Genomic DNA, 24,980 nt, shown 5'->3' with positions numbered 1-24,980 from the left:
CTGCCGGTGCTGTGGTTCATCCTGCGCGCCGTGCCGCCCGCCCCGCCCGTCTTTGCCGATGCAGGCACGCTGGCGCAGGGCCTCGCGGGGCTGCTGCCCGCGGCCTGGGAGCCGGGCGCGCCGGATCTGCAAAAGCTGCCGGAGGGCCGGTTCGATACGCTGTGGCTCTCCGATGGGCTGGATCGCCCCGGGCGGGCGGATCTGCTGGCGGCATTGCAGGGGCGCGGCGCGGTGAAGGTCTGGCAGCCGGGCCTGCCGGTGGTGGCCCTGGGCACAGCCGAGATCCGCGATGGCGCCGTGCGGGTGCCGCTGCACACATCCGTCCCGGTCAGCGCGGAGTATGATGTGACGGCCCTTGGCCCGGACCCGACCGGGGCGGAGCGGGAGCTGGCGCGGGTCACCGTGGGGCTGACCAATGCCAGCGCCGGGGAGGCGGAGTTCGAGCTGCCGCCCGAGCTGCGCAACCGGGTGAACCGGTTCGAGGTGGCGGGGCTGCGCAGTGCCGGTGCCGTGGCGCTGACGGACGATTCCGTGAAGCGGCGCAAGGTCGCGCTGATTTCCGGCGCCTCCGCCCGCGAGGGGCTGGAGCTGCTGGTGCCCACCCACTATTTGCGCCAGGCGCTGGCGCCCACCGCGGACCTGATCGACGGCACGCTCGAAGATGCGCTGAGCGCCAACCCCGATGTGATCATTCTGGCGGATGTGGCCAATCCGGCGGAGCCGGAGCGCCTGCGTCAATGGCTGGATAAGGGCGGGCTTCTGGTGCGTTTCGCCGGGCCGCGGATGGCTGCGGAGACGGGGGAGGACCCGTTCCTGCCGGTGCGGCTGCGCGCGGGCGGCCGCTCGGTCGGGGGCACAATGAGCTGGGGCGAGCCGCGCAGCCTCGCGCCTTTCGCCGAGGGCTCGCCCTTTGCGGGCCTCACCGTGCCCGCCGATGTCTCGGTGCGCGAGCAGGTGATGGCCGAGCCCGGCCCGGAGCTCGCCGCGCGCACCATCGCGGGGCTGGCCGATGGCACGCCGCTCGTTACCCGCGCTGCCGAAGGCGCGGGCGAGATCGTGCTGTTCCACGTCACCGCGAATGCGGACTGGTCCACGCTGCCGCTCTCGGGGCTGTTCCCGCAGATGCTGGAGCGGCTGGCCGTTTCGGCGCGCAGCGCGGCGCCGGAAGCGGCCGATCTGGCCGGGCAGACCTGGGTTCCGGCGAAGCTGATCGACGGGTTCGGGCGCCTTGCCCCGGCCGAAGCGGCGCCCGGCGTTGCAGGCGAGGTGCTGGCCGCGGGCCCGCCGGGGCCGGATCTGCCGCCCGGGGTCTATACCGCGGCGGAGCGCTCCGTCGCGCTCAATGCGCTCGCGCGGGGGCGCGTGCTGGCTCCGGCCAGCTGGCCGCTCGATGTGCCGGTCGAGGGCGCGGCGGCGGAGCGGGCGATGCCGCTGAAGGGGATGCTGCTTGCGGCGGCGCTGGTGGTGCTGATGGCGGATGCGCTCGCCTCGTTGGCGGTCTCGGGGCGGCTGCGGGGGCCGCGGGTGGCGGCGGTGCTCCTGTGCGCGCTGATGCTGGCGCCGCGCGCCGAGGCGCAGGAGATGGCGCCCGACCGCGCCATCGCTGCGGCGTCGAATGTGGTGCTGGCCTACATCGCCTCCGGCGATCCGCAGGTGGACCGGGTGTCGATGGCGGGGCTGAAGGGGCTGAGCCAGATCCTCGCCCGGCGCACCACGGTCGAGCCCTCCGAGCCGATGCAGCTCGATCTCAAGACCGACGATCTGGCGCTGTTCACGCTGATCTACTGGCCGGTCACGGCCGAAAGCCCGATGCCCGCCCCCGATGAATATGCCCGGCTCAATCGCTATCTGCGCGGCGGTGGCATGATCCTGTTCGATACCCGCGACGCCGATCTGGCCGCGATGGGCATCACCGATGCCGGGCGCCGGCTGCAGGCGCTTGCCGCGCCGCTGGAGATCCCGCCGCTGGCGCCGATCCCGCCCGACCATGTGCTCACCCGCACCTTTTACCTGCTGCAGGGCTTCCCCGGCCGCTATGATGGCCCGGTCTGGGTGGAGGCCGCGCCCCCCGATGCCGAACAGGCCGAGGGTATGCCGTTTCGCAACCTCAACGACGGGGTGACGCCGGTGGTCATTGGCGGCAACGACTGGGCGGCGGCCTGGGCGGTGGACGATACCGGCCAGGCGATGCTGCCGGTGGGGCGCGGTTCGGGCGGCGAACGGCAGCGCGAGGTGGCGCTGCGCTTCGGGGTGAACCTGGTGATGCATGTGCTCACCGGCAATTACAAATCCGATCAGGTGCATGTGCCGGCCCTGCTGGAAAGGCTGGGGCAATGAGTGTGATCTTCGCGCCGCTGCTGCCCTGGGGGCTGATCTGGGCCGGTGCCGCGCTGGCGGTTCTGGTGCTGGGCTTTGCGCTCTGGCGCGGGCTGAAGGGCTGGGCGCTCCGGGCGCTGGCGGCGCTGGTGCTGCTTCTCGCGGTGGCGCAGCCCTCGCTGCAGCAGGAGGAGAAGCGGCCGCTGTCGGATATCGTGATCCTGCTCGATGACCGCAGCGCCTCGCAGGGCCTGTCGGATCGTGGCGCGCAGACGGATGCGGCGGTGGCGCGGCTTGCGGCCGCGGTGCAGGCGCTGCCCAATACGGAGCTGCGCCGGGTCACCGTGCACGACGCGCCGAAGGATGGCGGCACGCAGATTGGCGCGGCCCTTGCGGAGGCGCTGGCGGCGGAGCCGCGCGCGCGGGTCGCGGGCGTTCTGGTGGTGAGCGATGGGCAGGTGCACGACCCGGGGCTGGTGCCGGGCCTGCCCGCGCCGTTGCAGCTCCTGCTGACCGGGCAGCGCAGCGACTGGGACCGGCGGCTGGTGATCGAGACCGCGCCCGCCTATGGCATCATCGGCGAGGAGACCCGGATCCGGCTGAAGATCGAGGATGAGGGCGCAGTGCCTGCCGCGGCGGGCACCTCGGCGGAGCTGAGCATCGCCATCGACGGCGGTGCTGCGCAGAGCTACCGGGTGCAGGTGGGCCAGGACCTGGAGCTGCCGCTGACGCTGGAACATGGCGGGCAGAACGTGGTGCAGTTCACCGTGACCCCGGCAGCCGGAGAGCTGACAGAGCGCAACAACGCGGCCGTGGTGCAGATCAACGGCGTGCGCGACCGGCTGCGGGTGCTCCTGGTATCGGGGGAGCCGCATGCCGGTGAGCGCACTTGGCGCAACCTGCTGAAATCCGACGCAGGCGTGGACCTCGTGCATTTCACCATCCTGCGCCCGCCGGAGAAGCAGGACGGCGTGCCGGTGAGCGAGCTCTCGCTGATCGCTTTCCCGACGCAGGAGCTGTTCATCGACAAGATCGACCAGTTCGACCTTATCATCTTCGACCGCTATGGCGAGCGCGGCATCCTGCCCGCGAGCTACTTCCGCAACATCCGCGACTATGTGGAGCGCGGCGGCGCGATCCTGATCTCCGCCGGGCCGGAATTCGCCACGGTGGAAAGCCTGTGGCAGACGCCTCTGGGCGAGGTGATGCCCGCGCGGCCCACGGGCCGGGTGATCTCCGAAGCCTTCCTGCCGCGCCCCACAGAGCTTGGCCTGCGCCATCCGGTGACGGCGGGGCTGGAGGGCGCGCCGCCGCCCAGCGGCGAGCCGGAGGGCAAGCACTGGGGCCGCTGGCTGCGCCAGATCGAGCTCACCAGCCCGACCGGCGAGGTGGTGATGCAGGGCGCGAACGGGGCGCCGCTCTTGGTACTTTCGCGCGCCGGAAAGGGGCGGGTGGCGCTGCTGGCCTCCGATCACCCCTGGCTGTGGGACCGCGGCTATGAGGGCGGCGGGCCGCAGCTGGAGCTGCTGCGCCGGATCGCGCATTGGGAAATGAAGGAGCCGGAGCTGGAGGAGGAGGCGCTGCAGGCCACGGTGGAGCCCGGCAGCCTCGCGCTCAACATCACCCGGCGCACGATGAAGGACAGCGTCGGGCCGCTGAGCCTGACCCTGCCCGATGGCACCACGCAGGAGCTGGCCCTGCCGCCTGCGGGCCCGGGCCGGTTCGCGCTGCAATGGCAGGCGCCGGGCGAGGGGTTGTACCGGCTCCGGCAGGACGATCTGGAACGGGTGGTGGCGCTCGGCCCGGCCAGCCCGAAGGAATTCGAGCGCACCATCGCGAGCCCGGAGCCGCTCGATGCGGCAGTGAAGGCTTCGGGCGGCGGGGTCAGCCGGCTGTGGAACGGGGTGCCGGTACTGCGCCAGGTCGCCGCCGGGCGGATGAGCGCGGGGCCGGGCTGGATCGGCATCACCCCGCGCGAGGCGGCGGCGGTGACGGGCATCCGGGTGACGCCGGTGCTGCCGGCCTGGGGCTGGCTGCTGCTCGCGGCGGGGCTGACGGTGGCTGCCTGGCTGCTGGAGGGGCGCCGCCGCGCGGCTTAGTGTGGCGGATTTTCCAGCAGGGCGCGGCGGGCGCTGGAGGCGAATTCGCGCCGCCAGAGCATGCCGGCGGTGAACAGCGCGGCCGCCAGCAGCACCCAGGGCCCGAGCAGCCAGGCGAGCGAAGCCAGCGCGAAATAGACCGAGCGCAGCCCGCGGTTGAAGTTCTTCGCGGCGTTGATGTTCAGCCGCGCGGCCTGTTCGGCGCGGGCATAGACCTGCGGATCGCCAGGGTCGTTCGGTACGGCGGCCATGGCGATGGAGGCATAGCTGAACAGCCGGTGCGACCAGACGAATTTCAGGAAGGCATTGGCGCCGAACAGCACCGCGGTGAGGATCCGGGTTTCCCACAGCAGCCGCGGCCCGGAGGCCAGCGCGAATTCCTGCGCGAGGTTGGTCAGCTGCTCGGGGTTTCCGATCAGCGCGAGCCCGCCGCCGATGGCGATCAGCGCGGTGGAGGCGAAGAAAGTGCTCGACTGGCGCAGCCCGTCCACCATCTGGCCATCGAACAGCCGCGGGCTGCGGGTGACGAACTGGCGCATCCATTCGCGCCGGTAGCCCTCCATCAGCTTGCCCACGGAGGGGCGGTGCGCAGGCGGGTGCTCCGTCAGCCAGCCGATCCACAGCCAGGCAAGGACCAGAACGATGAGGGCGCTGAGATCGGCGGGCCCGAGCGGGCCGAGGGTCGGGACAGGGAAGGGCATGGCGGGTCCGGGGGGCGGTGAGGGGTGGCGCATGATACCGGGCGCGGCAGGCGCATTCCAGCCCTCCCGGGGGGCTTGAAAGCGGCCGGGGGCCTTCCCAGATTCCTCGGTACCGGGGCGCCATCACGGGCTCCGGCCAGACCGCCCGGCCCCCTGTGGGAGGGCATGACCGACATCGCTCAAGAGAGGATGCTACCATGCGTACCTTTGATTTTTCGCCGCTTTACCGTGCCACCGTCGGCTTCGACCGCGTTGCCGACCTGATGGACCGGGTGCTTGCCGCCGATGTGGCGCAGCCGAGCTATCCGCCCTACAACATCGAGAAGCTCGGCGATGATGCCTACCGCATCTCCATCGCCGTTGCGGGCTTCGGCTCGGATGAGCTTTCGGTCGATGTGCGCGATGGCGCGCTGATCGTCGCGGGCCGCAAGGCCGAGGAAGCGGGCGAGCGGAGCTATCTGCACCGCGGCATCGCCACCCGTGCCTTCGAGCGCCGCTTCGCGCTGGCGGACCATATGCGCGTGACCGGCGCCTCGCATGAAGACGGCATGCTGAACATCGACCTCGTGCGCGAAGTGCCCGAAGCGCTGAAGCCGCGCCGGATCGAGATTGCCGGGGGCCGCACCGTGGAGGCGACACCGGTGGCGCACGCGAACGCCTGAGGCCACCATCTGAGACACCGAGCCGCGGACATCCCGTCCGCGGCTTTTCTTTGTCAGCCCTGAGACAGATCGGCGGGGCTGACCGCGACGGATTTCAGCACCGCATGGCAGGGCACGCCGGGCGCGAGGCCGAGCGCCCTGACGGAGCGCGCGGTGATCCGGGCAAGCAGGCTCTCGCCGCCGATATCGAGCCGGACGAAGGCGCGGCCATCCGCCTCGGCGCTGATCTCCTGCACCACGCCCTGCAGGATATTGAGCGCCGAAAGCCCCTGCGGCCGCTCCCGTGCGAGGATCACGTCCGAGGCATGGATGCGCAGCCGCAGCCGCCCGCCCGGTACCTCGGGCGCCGCCACCAGCCACACCGGGCCGCCCGTGGTTTCTGCCCGCACGAGCCCGTCCGTATCTCTGCCCGAAACCCGAGCCGCGATGACCGAGCCCGCCTCCGTGCCGCCCAGCCGGGGTGCAAGCCGGGGATCGGAGAGGAGCCCGGCCACCGGACCCGCCGCCAGCACCCGGCCTTCGTCAAGCAGGACGAGGGTCGCGGCGAGGCGGGCGACCTCGGCGATGGCATGGCTGACGAGGAGAACGGGCAGGCCCGCGTCGCGCAGCCGCTCGAGGAACGGCAGGATTTCATCGCTCCTGGCGGCATCGAGGGCCGCGAGCGGCTCATCGAGCAGCAGGAACCGGGGCTTCGAGAGCAGCGCACGCCCGATGGATACCCGCGCCTTCTCGCCGCCCGAAAGCGCGCCGGGGCGGCGCTTCAGCAGCGCGCCGATGCCCAGCATCTCCACCACCGCGGCGAACTCGGGCCCCTGCGCGCCGCGCGGGGCGAAGCGCGCGCCATACAGAAGGTTCGCCCGCACCGACAGATGCGGGAACAGCCGCGGCTCCTGAAACACATAGCCGACGCGGCGCCGGGGCGGGGGCAGGGAGATACCCCGCGCGGTATCCAGCAGCACCGTATCGCCGATCGCCACGCGCCCGCGCTGTGGCGTAAACAGCCCCGCCACGGTATTGACGACCGTCGTCTTGCCCGCGCCCGAGGCGCCGAACAGCGCCGTTACGCCGGGCGGCGCGGTGAAGGCCACATCCACCGAAAACCCGCCGAAATCATGCGCGAGGGAGACATCCAGCATCACGCGCCCCCGATCCGCCGGGCCACGCGCCGCGCCACGACTTCCGAGACGACCAGCGCCCCCACCGCCACCGCGACCGAAATCGCCGCGAGCCGCGCGGCCTGCATATCCGCGCCCGGCACCTGCAGAAAGGCATAGATCGCCGAGGGCAGGGTCTGCGTCCGCCCCGGGATATTGGCGACGAAGGTGATGGTGGCGCCGAATTCGCCCATGGCTTTTGCAAAGGCGAGGATCAGCCCGGCGATGACCCCGGGCAGGATCAGCGGCAGCGTCACCGTGAGGAACACCCACAGCCGCGAGGCGCCGAGCGTGGAGGCCGCCTGCTCCAGCTTCGGATCCACCGCCTCCACCGCGAGGCGGATCGCGCGCACCATCAGCGGGAAGCTCATCACCGCCGCGGCCAGCACCGCGCCCGTCCATTGAAAGGCGAAGGTGAGGCCGAGGTAGCGCTCCAGCAGCGCGCCCACCGGCCCCTTGCGCCCGAAGGTGAGCAGCAGCGCATAGCCGGTCACCACCGGCGGCAGGATCAGCGGCAGGTGCACCAGCGCATTGAGGAGCCACAGCCCGGGCATGCGCGCGCGCGCCAGCACCACCGCCACCCAGATCCCCAACGGCAAGGAGGTCCCCACCGCGATGATGGAGACCTTCAGCGACAGCAGCAGCGCCGTCCATTCCTCGGGGCTGAGCAGCGCCGCCACCGGCCTATTTCGCCAGGATCTCGAAGCCTTGGGCCTTCAGCAGCTCCGTGGCCTTCGGGGTGGAGAGATAGTCGTAGAACTTCTGCGCGCCGGCGGCATCGGGGCCCTCGGTCAGCAGCGCGATCGGATAGGTGATCGCCGGGTAGCTGCCCTCCGGGAAGGTCGCGGCGACATGGACCTTGGGCTCGGCCACGGCATCGGTCTTGTAGACGATGCCGAAGGGCGCCTCGCCCGATGCCACCAGCGCCAGCGCCGCGCGCACGTTCTGCGCCTGGGCCACCTGCGGCTCCAGCTTGTCCCACAGGCCCAGATGGCTGAGCGCGGCCTTGCCGTATTGCCCGGCCGGAACAGAATCCAGCAGCCCCATCGCCAGATGCTCCTGCCCGAGCGCTGCGGGCAGCGATGCGATTTCCACCGCATCGGCCTTGTCGGAGATCAGCACCAGCGTATTGCCGAGGTAGTCCTTGCGCGAACCCGCCAGGACATGGCCGCCCTGATCGACCTTGTCCATCCAGTCGGTCGCGGCGGAAATGAACATGTCGGCTGGGGCATCGGCCAGGATCTGTTTGGCGAGCGCGCCGGAGCCATCATAGGAAATCAGCGGCTTGACCCCGGTCTCGGCAGTGAAATCGGTGGCGATCTGATCGAGCGCGGTTTTCAGCGAGGCTGCGGCAAACACCACCGGATCGGCGAGGGCCGGGGCGGCGGCGGCCAGCATCAGGCCGAAGGACAGGGAAAGCATGCGCATGGGAAACTCCGGGCCGGTATGTCCGCGCGAACATAACCAGCACGGCCAGAGGGCGGCAAGTGTTATTTCCTGCCGGATATATCGGCGGCAATGCGGGCATTTATCGCGCCGATTTCGGCCGCCCCGTCCCGCTGCAGCCGCGCCACCAGCGCGCGGTAATCGGCCAGCACCGCCGTGCCCGCCGCGGTCAGATGCGCGCCGCCGCCATGCGCGCCGCCCCGCGCCCGTGCCACCAGCGGCTCGGTGAAGGCGGCGTTCATCTCCTCCACCAGGCTCCAGGCGCGCTTGTAGCTCATGCCCATGCGCCGCCCGGCGGCGGAGATGGACCCCTCCTCGGAGATTGCCTGCAGCAGGTCGGCCTTACCCGGCCCGAAGACCAGATCGCCGAAATAAAGCCGCAGCGTCATGCGTGTCAGGGCCATGGGCACCTCCTGTCGGGCCATCCTGCCCCGCGGCGCGGGGGCAGGCAAGGTGGCCCTTGCGCCGCCTCCCCCGAACGGGCAGCTTGGCCGGGCCTGGAGGAGGAGCCATGCGCCTGACAATCATATTTCTGCTGGCGGCCTATGTGCTGAGCCAGTTCTACCGCGTTTTCCTCGCGGTGCTCACGCCTGTGCTGAGCGCGGATCTGGGCATGACGGCCGAACAGCTCGCGCTTGCATTGGGGCTGTGGTTTGCGGCCTTCGCGGGGATGCAGATCCCGGTCGGCAACGCGCTCGACCGCTACGGGCCGCGCTGGACGACGGCGCTCCTGCTTGGGCTCGGTGGCGCGGGGGGCGCTGCGGCCTTCGCGCTGGCGCAGACGCCGGGCCATGTCTATCTCGCGATGGGGCTTTTGGGCTTCGGCTGCTCGCCGGTGCTGATGGCGGGCTATTACGTCGTGGCCCATGCCTTCCGGCCGCAGATGTTTTCGATCCTCGCGGCGGCGCTGCTGGGCGGCGGCAGCCTGGGCAACATTCTGGGCGCCGCGCCCATGGCCGCCGCGGTGGAGGCCTGGGGCTGGCGCGCGGCGATGTGGGCGCTGGCGGGGCTGACGGTCGTGATCGCGGCGGGCCTCTGGGCCTTCGCCCGCGATCCGGTGCGCGCGCCCGCGCCCGCCAGTGCGGCGAAGGGCTCCGTTCTCGATGTGCTGCGCAACCCGGGCTTCCTGCTGATCCTGCCGATCGCCTTTACCGGCCAGGCCGCTGCCGCCGGGATCCGGGGCGCATGGGCGGGGCTCTGGGCGGATCAGGTGCATGGCGCAAACAGCCTGCTGATCGGCCATGTGACGCTGGCGATGAGCCTTGCGATGGTGGTGGGCACCTTCGCCTATGGCCCGGCGGACCGGGTGCTGGGCAGCCACAAGCGGGTGGTGCTCTGGGGCAATATCTGCTTGTGCCTGGCGCTGGCGGCGCTGGTGGCCTGGCCCGGGCTGTCGCTGATGTGGGGGGCGGTGGCGCTGGCGGCCATCGGCGCCTTCGGCAGCTCCTATCCGGTGATCATGGCGCATGGGCGCGCCTATTTCGCGCCGCATATGGTCGGGCGCGGGATGACGGTGCTGAACCTGATGTCGATCGGCGGGGTGGCGGTGGCGCAGTTCGGCTCGGCGCCGCTGTTTCGCGCGGTCTCCGCAGGGGGCGATACGCTGTTCACCTACCGGATGCTGTTTCTGTTCTTCCTGCTGCCGGTCGTGGTCTCGCTGATCTTTTATCTGTTCTCCGCAGACAAGCCGGTCGCGGAAGGGTAGACAGTCCGCATGGACCAGATCGACGTCATCGCCCCGAACCTGAAGCGCCGCCTGTCGGGCGTCACTGCCACCATCGTGCGGCTGGTGCCGGTGCAGGCGCGGATGATCGGCATCGTCACCACGGGGCCGGGCCTGCCGGCCAGCCTGCCGCATGTGGGGCTGTGGCGGCTGCGCTTCCTGCCGCGACGGCTCCGGGTGTGGCATGCGCGGCGCAATACGGAAATGCTGCTGGGCCTCGTCTTGCGCGCGACCGGCATGCCGCTGAAGCTGCTGTTCACCTCCGCGAGCCAGCGCCGGCACACGGGCTATACCAAATGGCTGATCTCGCAGATGGACGATGTGGTCTCCACCTCGGCCAAAACTGCGGGCTATCTGGAGCGGCCCTCGCATGTGATCCACCACGGCATCGATACGGAGGGCTTCAGCCCGCCTGCGGACCGTGCGGCGCTGCGCGCGCGGCTGGGGCTGCCGGAGGGGGTGCTGGTTGGCTGCTATGGCCGGATCCGGGCGCAAAAGGGCACAGATGCCTTTGTCGAGGCGATGATCGCGCTCCTGCCTGCGCGCCCCGGTGTCACCGCGCTGGTGATGGGGCGGGCGACGGAGGGGCAGGGCGAGTTCCTCGCCGGGCTGAAGGCGAAGGTGGCGGCGGCGGGGCTCGCGGAGCGGATCCTGTTCCCGCCCGAGGTCACAGTGGATGCGATGGCGGACTGGTACCGGGTGCTGGATCTGTACGTCGCGCCGCAGCGGTGGGAGGGCTTCGGGCTCACGCCGCTGGAGGCGATGGCCTGCGCCGTGCCGGTGGTGGCCACGCGCGTCGGCGCCTTTGAGGAGATTGTGACGCCCGAAACCGGCGCGCTGGTGGCGCCGGGCGATATTCCGGCGCTGGCTGCGGCCTGCGCGCCCTTCCTCGACGATGCAGGGCGGCGCGCGGCCGCCGCGGCCGCCGCCCGGGCGCGGGTGGAGGCACAGTTCCGCATCGAGGACGAGGCCGCCGCTCTGGTGCGGATCTACCGGGCCCTGCTGGCATGAGCCGGCTCGGGTTCTATCTGGCGCGGACGCTGCGGCAGGAGGCGCCATTGGCCGCGCTCTCGGTGCCGCAGGCGGATCTGCTGGCGGCGCTGGCGGGGCGGCGGGTGGCGCTGGTGGGCAATGCCCGCGCGCTGAGCGAAAGCACCCATGGGGCCGCGATCGACGCGCATGACCTGGTGGTGCGGATCAACCGCGCGCCGATGCCTGCCCCCGCGAGCCACGGCACCCGCACGGACTGGCTCGGGCTGGCGGTGCGGCTGCCAGCGGCGGACCGCGCGCGCCTGCGCCCCGCGCGCCTGCTGTGGATGAGCCACAAGCGCAAGCGGCTGGATTGGGAGACCGCCACCAGCCCCGGCTTCTACCTGCATCCCCAGGCGGATTACGCCCGGCTGATGGCCGAGGTCGGCGCCCAGCCGACCACCGGCGCGATGCTGATCGAGCTGATCGCGCGCTCCGCCATGGCCGGGCTGACGCTCTATGGCTTCGATTTCTTCGCCTCGCTGTCGCTTTCGGGCAGCCGCACGGCGGCGCAGGTGCCGCATGACTTCGCAGGCGAGGCCGCCTGGGTGGGCGCGCTGATGGCGCGCGATCCGCGCATTTCGCGCGTTATCTGACGGGAATCCCTTTCCAAACCGCCCGGTTTCCGATATGGCCTGCCTGCTTTTGAGCATGGAGGTCCCTGATGGGCTATAAAGTCGTCGTCGCGGGCGCCACGGGCAATGTGGGCCGCGAAATGCTGAATATTCTCGCCGAGCGCGAGTTTCCTGCCGATGAGGTTGTTGCTCTGGCTTCGCGCCGGAGCCTTGGCACTGAGGTCAGCTACGGCGATAAAACCCTGAAGACTAAAGACATCGAGGGCTTCGACTTCACCGGCTACGACATCGCGCTGTTCGCGATCGGCTCGGAGCCGACGAAGAAATATGCGCCGATCGCCGCCGCGCAGGGCTGCGTGGTGATCGATAACTCGTCGCTCTACCGCTACGATCCGCAGATCCCGCTGGTGGTGCCGGAAGTGAACCCGGAGGCGGTCGAGGGCTACAAGGCGAAGAACATCATCGCCAACCCGAACTGCTCCACCGCGCAGCTGGTGGTGGCGCTGAAGCCGCTGCACGACCGCGCGAAGATCAAGAGGGTGGTGGTCTCGACCTACCAGTCTGTGTCCGGCGCGGGCAAAGACGGCATGGACGAGCTCTGGGAACAGACCAAATCCGTGTACAACCCGACTTCCGAGGTGCCGCCGAAGAAGTTCTCCAAGGAGATCGCCTTCAACGTGATCCCGCATATCGACGTTTTCCTGGACGATGGCTCGACCAAGGAAGAATGGAAGATGACCGCGGAGACGAAGAAGATCCTCGACAAGAACATCAAGCTGACCGCGACCTGCGTGCGCGTGCCGGTTTTCGTCGGGCATTCCGAGGCGGTGAACATCGAGTTCGAGGAATTCCTCGACGAGGACGAAGCGCGCGACATCCTGCGCGAGGCGCCGGGCATCATGGTGGTGGATAAGCGCGAACCGGGCGGCTACATCACGCCGAAGGAATGCGTGGGCGATTATGCCACCTTCATCAGCCGGATCCGTCAGGACAGCACCATCGAGAACGGGCTGAACCTGTGGTGCGTGTCGGATAACCTGCGCAAGGGCGCCGCCCTGAACGCGGTGCAGATTGCCGAAACGCTCGGGAACCGCTGTCTGAAGAAGGGCTGATCCCGCCTGTCTCTGCGAAGCCCCGGCCCCCGCGGCCGGGGCTTTTGCTTGCGCCCCGCGTGGCCTGCCCGCCGGGCTCTCGTCTGCCTGACCGGAACGTGACGCGCGCGTGAGCGCCCCGGCCCTTGCCTTTGCGCCCCATCCCGGCGACCCTTCGGCGAAACCCGGAGGAGTGCCATGCGCCTTGTTCTTGCTTCCCTGATGCTCTCTGCGGCGCCGCTTGCGGTGCTGGCCGCGCCTGCGGAAATCCCCGCGACAGTGAGCGCGGTGACGCTGTTCCCGACGGGCGCGCAGGTGACCCGCGTGCTGGAGGTGCCGGGCGGCGAGGTTCTGGTGCCGAACCTTCCCGACGGCACCGATATCACCGGGCTGCGGGTCACGGGCGAGGGCGTGCAGATCGGCGCGACGACGCTGATCGGGGCGCGTGCGCCCGCCTCCGACATGGCGCCCACACCCGCGGTGACGGAAGCGCGCGCGCGGGTGGAGGCGCTGGAACAGGCGCTGGCCGCGAAGCGCGACGCCATCGCCCAGAGCCGCGCCGCCGCGGTGGCTGCGCGCGCGCAGGCGGATGTGCTGCGCCATGCCTCCACGCAGAACACCGCGATCGAGGATCTGCCGCGGCTCGCGCAGGCGGTGGGCACGGGCGTGCTGGAGGCCACCCGGGAGGCGCTGAGGGTCGAGGCGGAGGTGCGCCAGGCCGAGGCCGGGCTGAAGCCCGACCGCGAGGCGCTGGAGCGCGCGCGGCGGGAGCTAGCGGCGCTGGAGCATCCCGATGCCGGGGCGGATGCGCTGCTGATCTCTACCGAGGGCGCGGGCAGGGTGACCATCACCACCTTCGTGCCCGATGCGGGCTGGGCGCCGGCCTATGATCTCGCGCTCGACAGTGCGGCGGGGCGGCTGGATATCGCGCGCTTCGTCTCCATTCACCAAGCCTCGGGCGAGGACTGGCGCGGGGTGGCGCTCACGCTGTCCACGGCGCGGCCCGCGGGGCAAGCGGATCCGTCCGAGCTCTGGCCGGAGCTGGTGCGCGCGGGCCCGCCCGGTCAGCCGCGCCCGATGGCCTCCGAAGCGATGCGCAAGGCCGATGTGGTCATGGCCGCGGCCCCGGAGCCGGGCTACGTTCTGCCCGAAATGCTGGGCCAGACGCTGACCTACCGCTATCCGGCTGCGGTGGATATCCGCGACGGGGTGGAGGGCCTGCGGCTGAAGCTCGATGCGCTGGAGCAGCCGGTGCAGGAGATCGCCGAGGCGGTGCCGCTGCTGGACGAGACCGCCTACCGGGTCGTGGAGGGCACGAATGGGGCCGAGCCGCTGCTGCCGGGGCCTGCGGCGCTCTATGTGGACGGGGCGATGGTGGGCGCGGTCACGCTGCCCTTCATTGCGGGCGGCGACAAGCTGCGCCTCGGCATGGGGCCGATCGACGGGCTCAGGCTGAAACGGGTGGTGCCGGAGGCCTCCTCGGGCGGGCGCGGCGTGATCCTGACCTCGAATGCGCGCCAGGAACGGGCGGAGATCACGGTGGAGAACCTGTCCGGCCGGGACTGGCCGGTGCGGCTGATCGACCGGGTGCCCTATTCGGAGCAGGATGAGTTGAAAGTGAGCTTCAAGGCCGAGCCGCAGCCCGCCGCGACCGACTGGAACGACATGCGCGGGCTGCTCGCCTGGGAATTCAGCCTGCCCCAAGGCAAGAGCCAGAAGATCACGCTGGAAACCAGCCTCTCCTGGCCCTCGGGGCAGGTGCTGCAGTAATCAGACCTGATCGAAGGCGCCGGTGGCGGGGTCGAACTGCTCGAGCCCGCCGCTGCCGATATCGTGCCACAGGCCGTGGAGCGTCATGTCTCCGGCCTCGACTGCGGCCTTCACGAAGGGGAAGGTCATCAGGTTCTCGAGGCTGATCAGAACGGCCTCCTTTTCCAGCGCGCGGACCTGACCCTCTTCGGACTGCTCCTTGATCCGCTCGAAGCCCGGGCGCAGCAGGTTGAGCCAGGTGCCGACGAAGGAGGTCTTCTCCTCCAACTCCGGCGCATGGCCCGTGCACATCGCATGGCAGCCGGCGACGCCGCCGCATTGCGAATGGCCGAGCACGATCAGATGCGCGACCTTGAGCGACTTCACCGCATATTCCACCGCCGCCGAGGTACCGTGGTGATCGCCGTCCGGATTGAACGGGGGCACCAGGTTGGCGATGTTGCGGTGGCTGAAGAATTCGCCCGAATCCGCGCCGAAGATCGAGGTCACATGGACCCGCGAGTCGCAGCAGGAGATGATCATCGCACGCGGGCGCTGGCCTTCATCGGCGAGGCGGCGATACCAGCTCTTGTTTTCGGAATAGGTGGTGGCTTTCCAGCCGTGATACCTGTTCACCAGATACGATGGCAGAGGCCGAACGTGATCCGTCATCCTGTCCCCCTTGGCTTTTGCAACGTGATAGGCTGACTTCGCGCGGAGTGCGAGAGTTTTTTGCATCTGCGGAATATGTTGGCGCAAGCAGCGGGGGTTGCGGGTGCCGCCGGGCGCGCTAGGCTGCGGCACAGCTCCCGAACAGCCGGAGACAGAGATGACCGAGCTTCCTCCCGATACACCTTCCCTGCGTTTCGCGCCCGGCCCCGGACGGCCGCTTTATCCGGTGGAGGCGGGCGCGGGCCTGCCTGCGGCGCTGAGCCCGGCGCAGCGGGCCTTTGCGGCGGCGCAGGGGTTCACCGGCGCGCTGGGCAGCCTGTGCCTGCTGCCGGGGGAGGCGGGGATTGCGGGGGCGCTTATCGGCCTCGGCACGGAGGCGAAGCGGCGGCGCGGCCGGTTCCATCTGGCGGCTGCGGCGGCGCAGCTGCCCGAGGGCGCCTGGGAAATCATGGGGGAATGCCCGGAGCCGGAGGCTTTGGGCTGGCTGCTGGAGGGCTACCGTTACGGCCGCTATGCTGCGGCGGCGGTGCCGGGGGCGCGGCTGGTCTGCCCGGCGGGGCTCGATGCGGCGCGGATCGAGGCCATGGCCGCGGCCGAGGCGCTGACCCGCGACCTGATCAACACGCCGCCCAACGACATGGGGCCTGAGGAGCTGGAGGCCGCCACCCGCGCGCTGGCCGCCCGGCATGGCGCGACGGTAACAGCGGTGGTGGGCGACGCGCTTCTGGCGCAGGGCTATCCGCTGATCCATGCCGTCGGGCGCGCGAGCCCGCGGGCGCCGCGGCTGCTCGATCTGCGCTGGGGCGCGGAGGGGCCGGAGGTGACGCTGGTCGGCAAGGGGGTCTGTTTCGATACCGGCGGGCTGGACCTGAAGCCCGCGGCCTCCATGGGCCTGATGAAGAAAGACATGGGCGGCGCCGCGACGGTGCTGGGGATCGCGCATATGGTGATGGCGCTGCGGCTGCCGCTGCGGCTGCGGGTGCTGATCCCGGCGGTGGAGAATGCCGTTGCGGGCGATGCCTTCCGCCCGCAAGACATCTATACCGCGCGCAAGGGCCTGACGGTGGAGATCAACAACACCGATGCCGAGGGGCGGCTGGTGCTGGCCGATGCGCTGGCCGCGGCCGATGAGGAGGCCCCCGACCTGATCCTGTGCATGGCGACGCTCACCGGCGCCGCGCGGGTGGCGCTCGGGCCGGATCTGCCGCCGTTCTATACCGATGACGATGCGCTGGCCGATGCCCTGCTGCGCGGCGGCGCGGATCTTGCCGATCCGCTCTGGCGGATGCCGTTCTGGGAGCCCTATGAGGCGCTGATCGAGCCGGGCATCGCCGATCTGGACAATGCGCCCTCGGGGGGGATGGCCGGGTCGATCACCGCGGCCCTGTTCCTGCGCCGCTTCGTGACGGAAACCGCGAGTTTCGCGCATTTCGACATCTACGGCTGGCAGCCCGCCGCGAAGCCCGGGCGGCCGAAAGGGGGCGCCGGGCAGGGCGCGCGGGCGGTGCTGCGCGCGCTGGAGGAGCTTTGCGATGTCTGACCGGCGGCTGACCCCATTCTCGGGCCGGGTCGCGCTCGAAAGCCTGCGCGGGGCGGTTGCGGCCGAATTCACGGCAGGCACGCCCGCGCGGCTGATCCGGCCGGTGGCCGATCTGTGCCCGGAGCCGGGCGCCCCGCGCGACCGGCAGCTGCTCTTTGGCGCGGAGCTCATCGTGGTGGAGCTGCGCGGCGATCATGCCTTCGTGCAGGCCCGCGCCGATGGCTATTGCGGCTGGGTCGCGGCGGCGGCGCTCGGGGTGCCGGGGGCGGCTTCGCATGTTGTAAGCGCGCCGGCGACGCATGTGTACCGCGAGGCCTCGATCAAGCGCGGCGAGGTGATGCGGCTCAGCCTTGGGGCGCGGGTTTCGGTCATCGGGGCGGAGGGGATCTTCGCCATCACCCCCGAAGGCCATATCCCCGCGGGCCACTTGCGCCCGCTGGCGCAGCCGGAGGCGGATCCGGTCACCGTGGCCGAGCGGCTTCTGGGCACGCCCTATCTCTGGGGCGGGAATTCGCGCGACGGGATCGATTGTTCGGGGCTGGTGCAGCTGGCGCATGCGCTCTGCGGGCGGTCCTGCGCCGCCGACAGCGACCTGCAGCGCGCGGAGTTCGGGGATTTCCTGCCCGAAGGCACGGCGCCGCAGCGGGGCGATCTGTTCTTCTGGAAGGGACACGTCGCCATGGCCTGCGATGCGGAGCGGATGATCCATGCCAATGGCCATACGATGAGCGTGGCCTATGAACCCATTGCCGCGGCGCTGGCGCGGATCGCGGCGGCGGGCGAGGGCGCGTATTTCGGCATGAAGCGGCCCTGAGCGGCGGGCCTTTGTGGGCCGGGCCCCTGCGCGGATGCAGGCTGTGCGAAAGCTGATTTGCACGCAAGCAAGGCCTGTGAGGGCCGCCCGTTCAATCGACCGGGCGGATCAGCTTGCGCTCCAGCACCCGCAGCACCGTGGGCAGGTCCTGCCCGCGCTTCAGCACCTGGCCATCCATGCCGATCACGGCATACATGCCCTGGCGGTTGCGCAGGGCCGGGCGTTTCTCGATCCGGTAAAGCGGGTTCTCCGCCGCGCGGCGGAACACCGAGAACACCGCCACCTCGCGCAGGAAGCTCATCGCATAGTCGCGCCATTCGCCCGCGGCGACCATCCGCCCATAGAGTGTAAGGATCACCCCGAGCTCATGACGGTCGAAGGCCACCTGATCGGGGCTCGAGGGGCCGGAGACGGGCGTGGGCGACTGGATCGTCATGACGGAATGGTGACATTCCGCCGCCCGCAAATCAACCCCGCAGGCTGGCCGTCACTTGAAGTTCCGGCTTTCCTTGATCTGGTCCCAGGCCCAGACGACCTCCTGCAGCATCTCCTCCTGCGAGCGGTCGCCGCCGTTCATATCGGGGTGCAGCACCTTGATCAGCGCCTTGTACTGGGCGCGGATCTCGGTCTTGGTCATGGAATCGCGCGCGTCCAGAATATCGAGCGCGCGGCGCTCGGTGGGCGGCAGCTTGCGCCCGAGCGACTTGCCGGGGTTCTGCGTCGCGTTCTGGCCAAGCATCTCGTGCGGGTCGGCGATACCATGCCGGGCCCAGCCCATCTCTTCCTTGGTCTTGCCGAAGGGCTTCGTCGGGCGCTCCCAGACGGTGGCATTGTCCAGGAAGCGCTGGAACTCTTCCTCGGACTGGCCCTGGAAATAATTCCAGTTCAGGTTGTATTCGCGCACATGGTCCTTGCAGAACCAGAAGTAGTCGTCCAGCACCTTCGGGCTTTTCGGCGCCCGGTACTGGCCCGGCTCCTGGCAGCCGGCATGGTCGCATTTCCGCGTCGATGTCTCGAAAGCGCCCGACATGCCGCGCTTGCCTTTCGTGCGCCGCTTCTTGTCAGCTGCGGCCGAGAGGTTGAAGCCGAAGGGATCACCCGTGGTCATTGCTGCCTCGTGTTCTGTCGTCGTTTCTGTCCGGTTGCGTGTCCGAACAATGCGTTCGGAGCGCTGCCCCGACTCGGGCAAGGCAGTCTAGAGGAATTGGCGCGACATGGAAGGGGGGCAGCGCGCGGCGCCGCCCCGTCGCTCAGGCGTGGCTCTCTTCGGCCGGGCCGAGGCGCGGCGCCTTGCCTTCGGGCGCAAATACCGACAGCCCGCGCGCGCGGCCCTCGGTCTGCAGCTCGTGCACCGTGGCCGGAACGGTTCCGGCCGCCAGCGGGCGGCGGAACACCAGAAGGTTGTGGAACACCGTGGTCTTGGAGGTGAGCCCGGTGCGTTCCTCGGCGGGCAGGGTTTCCGCGCGCCAGTATTCCCAGCCCTCGCGGGCCATTTCGTTCATCAGGGTGCTCAGCGCGAAGGCGAACCGCTCGACCCCGGTTTTCAATCCGCGTTCCTTTTCGCCGCGTGCCGGCGCCGGAACCACCTTGTATTCATACGACTGCATCGCATACCCCATTTTTCGCGCGCTTATGAGCGTATCGGCGGCAGCGGTCAAGAAACGATCCGGTGAACCCTGCCTTGCTGCCTGTGCAGGGGCGAAGCCCGGTTGACGCATGGCGCGGCGCGCCGCATAACGGCGCTGTGCGGGTGTGGCGAAATGGTAGACGCAGCGGCTTTAGGTGCCGCCGCCGCAAGGCGTGGGGGTTCGAGTCCCTTCACCCGCACCAGTCCTCCCGCTCTCAATGCTTCGCGATGCGCCGGGGTCATTCCATTCCGGAATGACCTGGTGGCAAAACCGAACTGGCTTTCGCCACGGCGGCGCGGCAGGGTGGCGCCGCGAGGCAGGCTTTGGGGGCTGGGATGCGGGATCATTATGACGTGGTGATCGTGGGGGGCGCGGTGATGGGCTCCTGCACGGCCTATTGGCTCGCGGCGAACCCGGATTTCTGCGGGACGGTGCTGCTCGTGGAGCGCGATCCGAGCTATGCCACCGCCTCCACCGCGCTGTCGGCCTCCGGCATCCGGGTGCAGTTCTCGAACCGGGCCAATGTGGAAATCGGCCTCTTCGGCAATGAATTCATTCGTGATTTTCCGGATCTGATGGAGGTGGAGGGCGACCGGCCGAGCCTCGGCTTCCATCCCGGCGGCTACCTGTTCCTGGCTAATACCGAGGAGCAGGTGCGGATCCTGCGCGAGAACCACGCCGTGCAGCGCGCGGCCGGCGCCGAGGTGGAGCTTTGGGAGGCAGACCGGCTGCGCGAGGCCTTCCCGCATCTGCGCACCGAGGACATCCTCCTCGCCTCCTATGGCCTGAAGGGCGAGGGCTGGTTCGACAACACCGGGATCATGGCGGGCGCCCGGCGCAAGGCGCGCGCGCTCGGCGTGGATGTGGTGGCGGATGAGGTTGTCGCGATCTCGCGCGCGGGCGGCCGGGTCACCGGGGTCACGCTGAAATCGGGCGCCGTGGTGGGGGCGGGCACGGTGGTGAACGCGGCCGGGCCGCGTGGCGGGCAGGTGGCGGCGCTGGCAGGGCTCGCGCTGCCGGTGGAGCCGCGCAAGCGCACGCTGTTCGTCTTCGATGCCGCCGATACGCCGGAGGGCAGCGCGCGCGTGAATGGCGGGCGGCTGCCGCTGATGATCGACCCCTCGGGGGTGTGGTGCCGGCCGGAGGGGCGGTTCTTCATCGCGGGCGGGGTGCCCGAGGACGACGCACCGCCGCCCTACGATGATTTCGCCCCCGATCACCCGGAATGGGAGGGCCAGATCTGGCCCGCGCTGGCCGAGCGCGCGCCGCAGTTCGAGGCGCTGAAGCTGGTGCGCTACTGGGCCGGGCATTACGATTACAACACCTTCGATCAGAACGGCATCGTCGGGCGCCATCCGGAGGTGACGAATTTCATCTTCCAGAACGGGTTCTCGGGGCATGGGCTGCAGCAGGGCCCGGCGGTCGGGCGCGCGGTGATGGAGCTGATCACCTATGGCGGCTACCGCAGCATAGACCTGACCGACATGCGCTACGAACGCATCGCGGAGAACCGGCCTTTCCTGGAGCAGGCGATCGTCTGACCGGCGCTGCACAGGACCTGGTGTGCGCGTGGGGCGGGGGGCGGTGCCGCTATGTGGTCTGGTGGCGCGGCGCAATCTCCGGGCTGTTGCACGGCGAATTTCCCCGCGTCGGCGCGGAGGGAGCCCCCGCCGTTGGCCGGGTAGAGCACGGAGGGGGCCATGGCTTCGGCCGGGAAACGCCAGGAAGGGGGCGCGCGGGGCCGTGCTCCTCAGGCGGGCGGATCGCGGCGGGCCTCGAAGGCGCGGGCCTCGGCCAGAAGCCAGTCGCGAAACAGCGCAAGCGGCGGATAGTCGCGCTGCTCGCGCGGCCAGCACAGGTGATAGCTCTCCTCCGAGCGCATCGGCGCCTCCCAGGCGCGCACCAGGCGGCCGCTCGCGATCTCCTCCTCGATCAGGAAGGTCGGCAGCAGCGCCACACCAAGCCCCACCGCCGCGGCCTGCGCGGCCGTGGCGAACTGATCGAACAGCATGCCGTGCACGTTCTCGTCATCGACGCCATGCCTGCGGAAATAGCGCTCCCAGGCATCGGGGCGCGAGGTCAGGTGCAGAAGCGGCGCCCGGCGCAGATCGGCCACGCTGGCAATGCCGATCTCGGCGCGCAGGGACGGCGCGCAGGCCGGAACGACGTCTTCGCCCATCAGCTGCAGGCATTCGGCGCCGGGCCAGTCGGCATGGCCGAAATGGATCGCGGCATCGGCAGCCTCCGCAGCGAAATCGAACTGGGCGAGCTTCGTCACCAGGTTCAGCGTGATGCCGGGATGGGCGGAGAGGAAGGCGGGCAGGCGCGGCGCCAGCCAGCGGGTGCCAAAGGTGGGCAGGATCGCGAGCGAGAGCGTGCCCCCGCGCGGATTGGCGCGCAGGTTCAGCGAGGCCTGCGAGATCTTGCGCAGCGCGTCGCGCACCTCGCGCGCGTAGGCCGCGCCGCCCAGGGTGAGCCGGATCGTCTGCTTCTCGCGCAGGAACAGGGGCGTGCCCAGCTGCTCCTCCAGCGCGCGGATCTGCCGCGAGACCGCGCTCTGGGTCAGCGACAGCTCCTGCGCGGCGGCGGTGATGGATTCGTGCCGCGCCGCCGCCTCGAAGGCCTGCAGCAGCGACAGGGAGGGCAGGAAACGGCGTGGCGTCTGCATCAGGGGCTCCGGGGCTGCCGCGCCGATGTTGGGCAGCCCGGCGCCGGACGCAAGCGGTTTCGCCTCAGCCGCGCCCGCGATAAGGCGGCACGCCCTGATCGGGGGTCCAGACGCCCGCAGGCTGCGCCCCCGTCTGCCAGAACACGTCGATCGGGATGCCGCCGCGCGGGTACCAGTAGCCGCCGATCCGCAGCCAGCGCGGCGCCAGCTCCGCCACCAGACGCCGGGCGATGGTGATCGTGCAGTCCTCGTGGAAGGCGCCGTGGTTGCGGAACGCGCCCAGGAACAGCTTCAGCGATTTCGATTCCACCAGCCAGTCTCCGGGCACATAGTCGATGACGATATGGGCGAAATCGGGCTGCCCCGTCATCGGGCAAAGCGAGGTGAATTCGGGCGCGGTGAAGCGCACGGTGTAGTCCACATCGGCCTGCGGGTTGCGCACCCGCTCCAGCATTGCCTCTTCGGGGCTTGCGGGCAGCGCGGTCTGGCCGCCCAGTTGCGTGAGATTGCTGTAGATGCTCTCGGTCATGATGGTCCTTTCGGGCGGTCAGACGCCGCGCATGTTGCCCCAGATATAGACGTGGAGTTGCGGCAGCAGCCGTGGCCGCAGCCAGCCCCGCCCCACCGTCACCGCGACGAGCCAGCGCATCCGCTCGGCCATGGCGGCGAGGTCCACCGGCGTGGACGGGTCGGTCTCGGGGTTGCCGGGCTGGAGCACGAGCTCCAGCGCCGGATAGCGGGCCGCGGCCGCGCGCGCCCAGTCGAGGTCGGCCTCGTCGAAGATCACGATCTTCAGCATCCGCGGGGCGCTGCCCGCCGCGGCGAGGCAGGCGTCGAAGGCCGCCCAGTCCACCCGCTCGCCGCTGGAGGGGGGCTTTGGCGAAAGCACCAGCAGGTCCAGATCGGCGAACCAGCTGCGCGCCACCGAGCCCTGCGTTTCGCAGGCGAAGCGATACCCGGCCGCCCGCCCGCGCGCGATCAGCGGGCCGAAATCCTGGATCGCCGGATTGCCGCCCGAGAGCGAGACCATCATTGGCATGCCGCCCGACAGGGCCTCCAGCCGCGCCATCACCATTTCCGGCGTCATCTCCTGCCAGCTGTGGCGGAACCGGCTGTCCACGGCATGAGGGCTGTCGCACCAGCTGCAGCGGTAATCGCAGCCGCCCGCGCGCACGAAGAGGGAGGGCACGCCGATCAGGCTGCCCTCGCCCTGGATCGTCGGGCCGAAGATTTCCGCGATGCGCAGGGTCATGGCCGGTACTCCGCCCAGGTTTTCGGCGTCTCCGAGACCCGCACCGCCGAGACCTCGGGCCAGCGCGCCCGCGCCCAGTCGTGGAAATACCGCGCGAGGTTTTCCGCGGTGGGCATCGCCAGCACGTCGTTCAGGTGCCGGTGGTCGAACTCCGCGTCGATATGGGCCTTCAGCGCGGCAAGGTCGTGATAGTCGCGCACGAAGCCATCGGGGCTCAGCGCCGCCGCCGCCAGCTCCACCACGACGATATAATTGTGGCCATGGAGACGCGCGCATTGGTGCTCCGCGGGCAGATGATCGAGCCGGTGCGAGGCCGAAAAGGCGAATTCCTTGGAAATGCGATACATCACTGCGCCCCCCGCCCGGCCACGGCCAGGCGCCAGAAATCCGGATCGGCATAGGGGGTCGGGTCGGGCACGCCCGCGAGGTGGAACGCCTCGCGCCGCTCCACGCAGGTGCCGCAGCGCCCGCAATGGATCTCGCCGCCCTTGTAGCAAGACCAGGTCTGGGCGAAGGGCGTGCCCGCGCGGGCGCCTTCGGCGACGATATCGGCCTTGGTGCGGCGCACGAAGGGCACATGCAGCTCCACCCGGGCATAGCCCTCCATCGCCGCGTGCTGCATGGCGGCAAAGGCTTCGGTGAAGCCCGGGCGGCAATCGGGGTAGATGAAATGATCGCCGCCATGGACGGCGGCCGCAACCCGGTCGCAGCCGCTGGCCGCCGCGAGGCCGAAGGCGATGCTGAGCATGATCGCATTGCGGTTCGGCACCACGGTGATGCGCATGGTCTCCTCGGCGTAATGGCCATCGGGGACGGGGACATCATCGGTGAGCGCCGAGCCGGTGAGCACCGCGCCCACCGGGCGCATGTCGATCAGGTCGAACGGCACGTTGAAGCGGCAGGCGGCGGCGCGGGCGAATTCGAGCTCCTTGCGGTGGCGCTGGCCGTAATCGAAGGAGACGATGCGGGTAAGGCTTCCCTCCGCGGCCAGGATATGGGCCAGCGAAACGGAATCGAGTCCGCCGGAGCAGACGAGAACGGTTTTCATGTGTTGAACCCTTGTTTTGATGACCGGGTAGGCTGCGACCGGTATGGATTGGCCATAGCGCTCCGCCGTGCGAAACGCAATGGTTGCTCAGACGGAGCGCATCAGCCCGCCATCCACGCGCAGGTTCTGGCCGGTGATGTAGCCCGCGCCCTCGGAGAGCAGGAAGGCCACTGTGGCGGCGATTTCCTCGGCGCGGCCATAGCGGCCCATAGGCACGCTTTCGCGGCGTGCATCGGTGGCGGGCAGGCTGTCGATCCAGCCGGGCAGGACATTGTTGATCCGGATGTTCTTCGGCGCGTATTCATCGGCGAAGATCTTGGTGAAGCTCGCCAATCCGGCGCGGAACACGGCGGATGTCGGGAACATCGCAGCGGGCTCGGAGGCCCAGGCGGTGGAGATATTGACGATCGCGCCCGCGCGCTGCGCTTCCATCGCCGGCGCGACCAGCCGGATCGGGCGCACCGCGCTCAGGAAATAGACCTCCATGCCCTGGTGCCAGTCCGCATCGCCGATTTCGAGGATCGGGCCGCGCGGGCCATGGCCCGCGGAATTCACCAGCGCATCCACGCGCCCCCATTTCTGCAGCGTCAGATCCACTAGCCGCTTCACGTCGGCCTCGACCAGATTCGACCCTGTGACGCCGATGCCGCCCAGCTCCTGCGCCAGCGCTTCGCCCTTTCCCGAAGAGGACAGGATCGCGACCCGGTAGCCATCCTGCGCGAGCTTGCGGGCGCAGGCGGCGCCCATGCCCGAGCCCCCCGCGGTGATGATTGCGACCTTCTGTGCGGCCATGCTGCCCTCCTGGATTCGATG

The 24,980-nt window shown here is 69.9% G+C and carries 26 protein-coding genes and 1 tRNA gene; 12 read left to right on the top strand and 15 right to left on the bottom strand.

Annotated elements, in window-relative coordinates:
• The coding region (locus tag ACOMG5_RS05780) for a DUF4159 domain-containing protein (protein ID WP_420342838.1) at positions 1-2,337 on the top strand (2,337 nt) is incomplete at its 5' end.
• Positions 2,334-4,415 carry a hypothetical protein gene (locus tag ACOMG5_RS05775; RefSeq protein ID WP_420342837.1) on the top strand — a complete coding sequence of 694 codons (2,082 nt, stop codon included), beginning with the start codon at positions 2,334-2,336 and terminating at the stop codon, positions 4,413-4,415. The genes ACOMG5_RS05780 and ACOMG5_RS05775, both read left to right, overlap by 4 nt.
• On the opposite strand, the gene ACOMG5_RS05770 is transcribed toward ACOMG5_RS05775, so the two are convergent.
• Complete coding sequence (locus tag ACOMG5_RS05770) at positions 4,412-5,116, bottom strand: DUF599 domain-containing protein (protein ID WP_420342836.1); 705 nt, start codon at positions 5,114-5,116, stop codon at positions 4,412-4,414. The two genes, ACOMG5_RS05775 and ACOMG5_RS05770, sit on opposite strands and share 4 nt — an antisense overlap.
• 197 nt (positions 5,117-5,313) lie before the next feature.
• Here ACOMG5_RS05770 and ACOMG5_RS05765 point away from each other — a divergent pair, with 197 nt between their 5' ends.
• Positions 5,314-5,778, top strand: coding sequence for an Hsp20 family protein (locus ACOMG5_RS05765; protein WP_420342835.1), 465 nt, complete (start codon positions 5,314-5,316; stop codon positions 5,776-5,778).
• Between the two features lie 53 nt (positions 5,779-5,831).
• On the opposite strand, the gene modC is transcribed toward ACOMG5_RS05765, so the two are convergent.
• The 4 genes from modC to ACOMG5_RS05745 form a co-directional block, all read right to left on the bottom strand.
• Positions 5,832-6,917: a molybdenum ABC transporter ATP-binding protein gene (modC, locus tag ACOMG5_RS05760; RefSeq protein ID WP_420342834.1), complete on the bottom strand. Its 1,086-nt coding sequence runs from the start codon at positions 6,915-6,917 to the stop codon at positions 5,832-5,834.
• Positions 6,914-7,612 carry a molybdate ABC transporter permease subunit gene (gene modB, locus ACOMG5_RS05755; protein ID WP_420342833.1) on the bottom strand — a complete coding sequence of 233 codons (699 nt, stop codon included), beginning with the start codon at positions 7,610-7,612 and terminating at the stop codon, positions 6,914-6,916. The genes modC and modB overlap by 4 nt, the downstream gene beginning before the upstream one ends.
• Positions 7,613-7,616: 4 nt before the next feature.
• Positions 7,617-8,360, bottom strand: a complete 744-nt coding sequence (gene modA / locus ACOMG5_RS05750; RefSeq protein ID WP_420342832.1) for a molybdate ABC transporter substrate-binding protein — start codon at positions 8,358-8,360, stop codon at positions 7,617-7,619.
• A 62-nt stretch (positions 8,361-8,422) separates the two neighbouring features.
• A complete protein-coding gene (locus ACOMG5_RS05745) occupies positions 8,423-8,782 on the bottom strand; it encodes a winged helix-turn-helix domain-containing protein (protein WP_420342831.1) in 360 nt (119 codons plus the stop codon).
• A gap of 107 nt (positions 8,783-8,889) precedes the next feature.
• On the opposite strand from ACOMG5_RS05745, the gene ACOMG5_RS05740 reads away from it, so the two are divergent.
• The 5 genes from ACOMG5_RS05740 to ACOMG5_RS05720 all read left to right on the top strand — a co-directional run bounded on the left by ACOMG5_RS05740 (position 8,890) and on the right by ACOMG5_RS05720 (position 14,566).
• On the top strand, positions 8,890-10,083 hold the full coding sequence (locus tag ACOMG5_RS05740) for an MFS transporter (RefSeq protein WP_420342830.1): 1,194 nt from the start codon (positions 8,890-8,892) through the stop codon (positions 10,081-10,083).
• A gap of 9 nt (positions 10,084-10,092) precedes the next feature.
• Positions 10,093-11,112 carry a glycosyltransferase family 4 protein gene (locus ACOMG5_RS05735; RefSeq protein WP_420342829.1) on the top strand — a complete coding sequence of 340 codons (1,020 nt, stop codon included), beginning with the start codon at positions 10,093-10,095 and terminating at the stop codon, positions 11,110-11,112.
• Positions 11,109-11,726 carry a glycosyltransferase family 29 protein gene (locus ACOMG5_RS05730; protein WP_420342828.1) on the top strand — a complete coding sequence of 206 codons (618 nt, stop codon included), beginning with the start codon at positions 11,109-11,111 and terminating at the stop codon, positions 11,724-11,726. The genes ACOMG5_RS05735 and ACOMG5_RS05730 overlap by 4 nt, the downstream gene beginning before the upstream one ends.
• Before the next feature lie 68 nt (positions 11,727-11,794).
• Positions 11,795-12,817 carry an aspartate-semialdehyde dehydrogenase gene (locus ACOMG5_RS05725; protein WP_420342827.1) on the top strand — a complete coding sequence of 341 codons (1,023 nt, stop codon included), beginning with the start codon at positions 11,795-11,797 and terminating at the stop codon, positions 12,815-12,817.
• 177 nt (positions 12,818-12,994) lie between these two features.
• Entirely contained in the window at positions 12,995-14,566 is a 1,572-nt protein-coding gene (locus ACOMG5_RS05720) for a DUF4139 domain-containing protein (protein ID WP_420342826.1), read from the top strand.
• Here the strand turns inward: ACOMG5_RS05720 and ACOMG5_RS05715 are convergent, their stop codons facing one another.
• A complete protein-coding gene (locus tag ACOMG5_RS05715) occupies positions 14,567-15,217 on the bottom strand; it encodes a carbonic anhydrase (protein ID WP_420342825.1) in 651 nt (216 codons plus the stop codon).
• Positions 15,218-15,374: 157 nt separating this feature from the next.
• Between ACOMG5_RS05715 and ACOMG5_RS05710 the strand changes: the two genes are divergently transcribed.
• Positions 15,375-16,757 carry a leucyl aminopeptidase family protein gene (locus ACOMG5_RS05710; RefSeq protein ID WP_420342824.1) on the top strand — a complete coding sequence of 461 codons (1,383 nt, stop codon included), beginning with the start codon at positions 15,375-15,377 and terminating at the stop codon, positions 16,755-16,757.
• Positions 16,750-17,571 carry a C40 family peptidase gene (locus ACOMG5_RS05705; protein WP_420342823.1) on the top strand — a complete coding sequence of 274 codons (822 nt, stop codon included), beginning with the start codon at positions 16,750-16,752 and terminating at the stop codon, positions 17,569-17,571. Before ACOMG5_RS05710 ends, ACOMG5_RS05705 begins: the two co-directional genes overlap by 8 nt.
• Before the next feature lie 91 nt (positions 17,572-17,662).
• Here the strand turns inward: ACOMG5_RS05705 and ACOMG5_RS05700 are convergent, their stop codons facing one another.
• From ACOMG5_RS05700 to ACOMG5_RS05690, 3 genes are all read right to left on the bottom strand, one after another.
• Positions 17,663-18,007 carry a DUF2794 domain-containing protein gene (locus ACOMG5_RS05700; protein WP_420342822.1) on the bottom strand — a complete coding sequence of 115 codons (345 nt, stop codon included), beginning with the start codon at positions 18,005-18,007 and terminating at the stop codon, positions 17,663-17,665.
• A gap of 51 nt (positions 18,008-18,058) precedes the next feature.
• Positions 18,059-18,679 (bottom strand): J domain-containing protein, encoded by a 621-nt coding sequence (locus ACOMG5_RS05695; protein WP_420342821.1) that lies wholly within the window; start codon positions 18,677-18,679, stop codon positions 18,059-18,061.
• 142 nt (positions 18,680-18,821) lie between these two features.
• On the bottom strand, positions 18,822-19,118 hold the full coding sequence (locus ACOMG5_RS05690; RefSeq protein ID WP_420342820.1) for a DUF4177 domain-containing protein: 297 nt from the start codon (positions 19,116-19,118) through the stop codon (positions 18,822-18,824).
• Between the two features lie 199 nt (positions 19,119-19,317).
• Between ACOMG5_RS05690 and ACOMG5_RS05685 the strand changes: the two genes are divergently transcribed.
• Positions 19,318-19,401: transfer RNA gene (locus ACOMG5_RS05685), tRNA-Leu, on the top strand.
• A 133-nt stretch (positions 19,402-19,534) separates the two neighbouring features.
• Positions 19,535-20,740, top strand: coding sequence for an NAD(P)/FAD-dependent oxidoreductase (locus ACOMG5_RS05680; protein WP_420342819.1), 1,206 nt, complete (start codon positions 19,535-19,537; stop codon positions 20,738-20,740).
• A 209-nt stretch (positions 20,741-20,949) separates the two neighbouring features.
• Here ACOMG5_RS05680 and ACOMG5_RS05675 read toward each other — a convergent pair whose 3' ends face one another.
• The 6 genes from ACOMG5_RS05675 to ACOMG5_RS05650 all read right to left on the bottom strand — a co-directional run bounded on the left by ACOMG5_RS05675 (position 20,950) and on the right by ACOMG5_RS05650 (position 24,959).
• On the bottom strand, positions 20,950-21,867 hold the full coding sequence (locus tag ACOMG5_RS05675; RefSeq protein WP_420342818.1) for a LysR substrate-binding domain-containing protein: 918 nt from the start codon (positions 21,865-21,867) through the stop codon (positions 20,950-20,952).
• Positions 21,868-21,931: 64 nt separating this feature from the next.
• Positions 21,932-22,396 carry a preQ(1) synthase gene (gene queF, locus ACOMG5_RS05670; RefSeq protein ID WP_420342817.1) on the bottom strand — a complete coding sequence of 155 codons (465 nt, stop codon included), beginning with the start codon at positions 22,394-22,396 and terminating at the stop codon, positions 21,932-21,934.
• An 18-nt stretch (positions 22,397-22,414) separates the two neighbouring features.
• Positions 22,415-23,119 carry a 7-carboxy-7-deazaguanine synthase QueE gene (queE, locus tag ACOMG5_RS05665; RefSeq protein WP_420342816.1) on the bottom strand — a complete coding sequence of 235 codons (705 nt, stop codon included), beginning with the start codon at positions 23,117-23,119 and terminating at the stop codon, positions 22,415-22,417.
• Positions 23,116-23,466: a 6-carboxytetrahydropterin synthase QueD gene (gene queD, locus ACOMG5_RS05660; protein WP_420342815.1), complete on the bottom strand. Its 351-nt coding sequence runs from the start codon at positions 23,464-23,466 to the stop codon at positions 23,116-23,118. The genes queE and queD overlap by 4 nt, the downstream gene beginning before the upstream one ends.
• Complete coding sequence (gene queC, locus ACOMG5_RS05655; protein ID WP_420342814.1) at positions 23,466-24,167, bottom strand: 7-cyano-7-deazaguanine synthase QueC; 702 nt, start codon at positions 24,165-24,167, stop codon at positions 23,466-23,468. The genes queD and queC overlap by 1 nt, the downstream gene beginning before the upstream one ends.
• 87 nt (positions 24,168-24,254) lie before the next feature.
• Positions 24,255-24,959, bottom strand: coding sequence for an SDR family oxidoreductase (locus ACOMG5_RS05650; RefSeq protein ID WP_420342813.1), 705 nt, complete (start codon positions 24,957-24,959; stop codon positions 24,255-24,257).
• Between the last annotated feature and the right edge of the window lie 21 nt (positions 24,960-24,980).

The sequence above is a fragment of the Paenirhodobacter sp. genome, from assembly GCF_041916475.1.
Taxonomy (GTDB): domain Bacteria; phylum Pseudomonadota; class Alphaproteobacteria; order Rhodobacterales; family Rhodobacteraceae; genus Rhodobacter.
Note: the sequence above shows the minus strand (reverse complement) of the source record. Positions and strands in the feature narration are given on the sequence as shown.

Bases quoted from the DNA above. Each gene is read 5' to 3' on its own strand.
- ACOMG5_RS05700 (WP_420342822.1), bottom strand. From the start codon at position 18,007: ATGACGATCCAGTCGCCCACGCCCGTCTCCGGCCCCTCGAGCCCCGAT.
- ACOMG5_RS05735 (WP_420342829.1), top strand. From the start codon at position 10,093: ATGGACCAGATCGACGTCATCGCCCCGAACCTGAAGCGCCGCCTGTCG.
- queD (WP_420342815.1), bottom strand. From the start codon at position 23,466: ATGTATCGCATTTCCAAGGAATTCGCCTTTTCGGCCTCGCACCGGCTC.
- ACOMG5_RS05730 (WP_420342828.1), top strand. From the start codon at position 11,109: ATGAGCCGGCTCGGGTTCTATCTGGCGCGGACGCTGCGGCAGGAGGCG.
- ACOMG5_RS05710 (WP_420342824.1), top strand. From the start codon at position 15,375: ATGACCGAGCTTCCTCCCGATACACCTTCCCTGCGTTTCGCGCCCGGC.
- ACOMG5_RS05705 (WP_420342823.1), top strand. From the start codon at position 16,750: ATGTCTGACCGGCGGCTGACCCCATTCTCGGGCCGGGTCGCGCTCGAA.
- ACOMG5_RS05740 (WP_420342830.1), top strand. From the start codon at position 8,890: ATGCGCCTGACAATCATATTTCTGCTGGCGGCCTATGTGCTGAGCCAG.
- ACOMG5_RS05770 (WP_420342836.1), bottom strand. From the start codon at position 5,116: ATGCCCTTCCCTGTCCCGACCCTCGGCCCGCTCGGGCCCGCCGATCTC.
- queF (WP_420342817.1), bottom strand. From the start codon at position 22,396: ATGACCGAGAGCATCTACAGCAATCTCACGCAACTGGGCGGCCAGACC.
- ACOMG5_RS05725 (WP_420342827.1), top strand. From the start codon at position 11,795: ATGGGCTATAAAGTCGTCGTCGCGGGCGCCACGGGCAATGTGGGCCGC.
- ACOMG5_RS05765 (WP_420342835.1), top strand. From the start codon at position 5,314: ATGCGTACCTTTGATTTTTCGCCGCTTTACCGTGCCACCGTCGGCTTC.
- ACOMG5_RS05680 (WP_420342819.1), top strand. From the start codon at position 19,535: ATGCGGGATCATTATGACGTGGTGATCGTGGGGGGCGCGGTGATGGGC.
- modA (WP_420342832.1), bottom strand. From the start codon at position 8,360: ATGCGCATGCTTTCCCTGTCCTTCGGCCTGATGCTGGCCGCCGCCGCC.
- ACOMG5_RS05650 (WP_420342813.1), bottom strand. From the start codon at position 24,959: ATGGCCGCACAGAAGGTCGCAATCATCACCGCGGGGGGCTCGGGCATG.
- queC (WP_420342814.1), bottom strand. From the start codon at position 24,167: ATGAAAACCGTTCTCGTCTGCTCCGGCGGACTCGATTCCGTTTCGCTG.
- ACOMG5_RS05745 (WP_420342831.1), bottom strand. From the start codon at position 8,782: ATGGCCCTGACACGCATGACGCTGCGGCTTTATTTCGGCGATCTGGTC.
- ACOMG5_RS05695 (WP_420342821.1), bottom strand. From the start codon at position 18,679: ATGACCACGGGTGATCCCTTCGGCTTCAACCTCTCGGCCGCAGCTGAC.
- queE (WP_420342816.1), bottom strand. From the start codon at position 23,119: ATGACCCTGCGCATCGCGGAAATCTTCGGCCCGACGATCCAGGGCGAG.
- ACOMG5_RS05675 (WP_420342818.1), bottom strand. From the start codon at position 21,867: ATGCAGACGCCACGCCGTTTCCTGCCCTCCCTGTCGCTGCTGCAGGCC.
- ACOMG5_RS05775 (WP_420342837.1), top strand. From the start codon at position 2,334: ATGAGTGTGATCTTCGCGCCGCTGCTGCCCTGGGGGCTGATCTGGGCC.
- ACOMG5_RS05720 (WP_420342826.1), top strand. From the start codon at position 12,995: ATGCGCCTTGTTCTTGCTTCCCTGATGCTCTCTGCGGCGCCGCTTGCG.
- ACOMG5_RS05715 (WP_420342825.1), bottom strand. From the start codon at position 15,217: ATGACGGATCACGTTCGGCCTCTGCCATCGTATCTGGTGAACAGGTAT.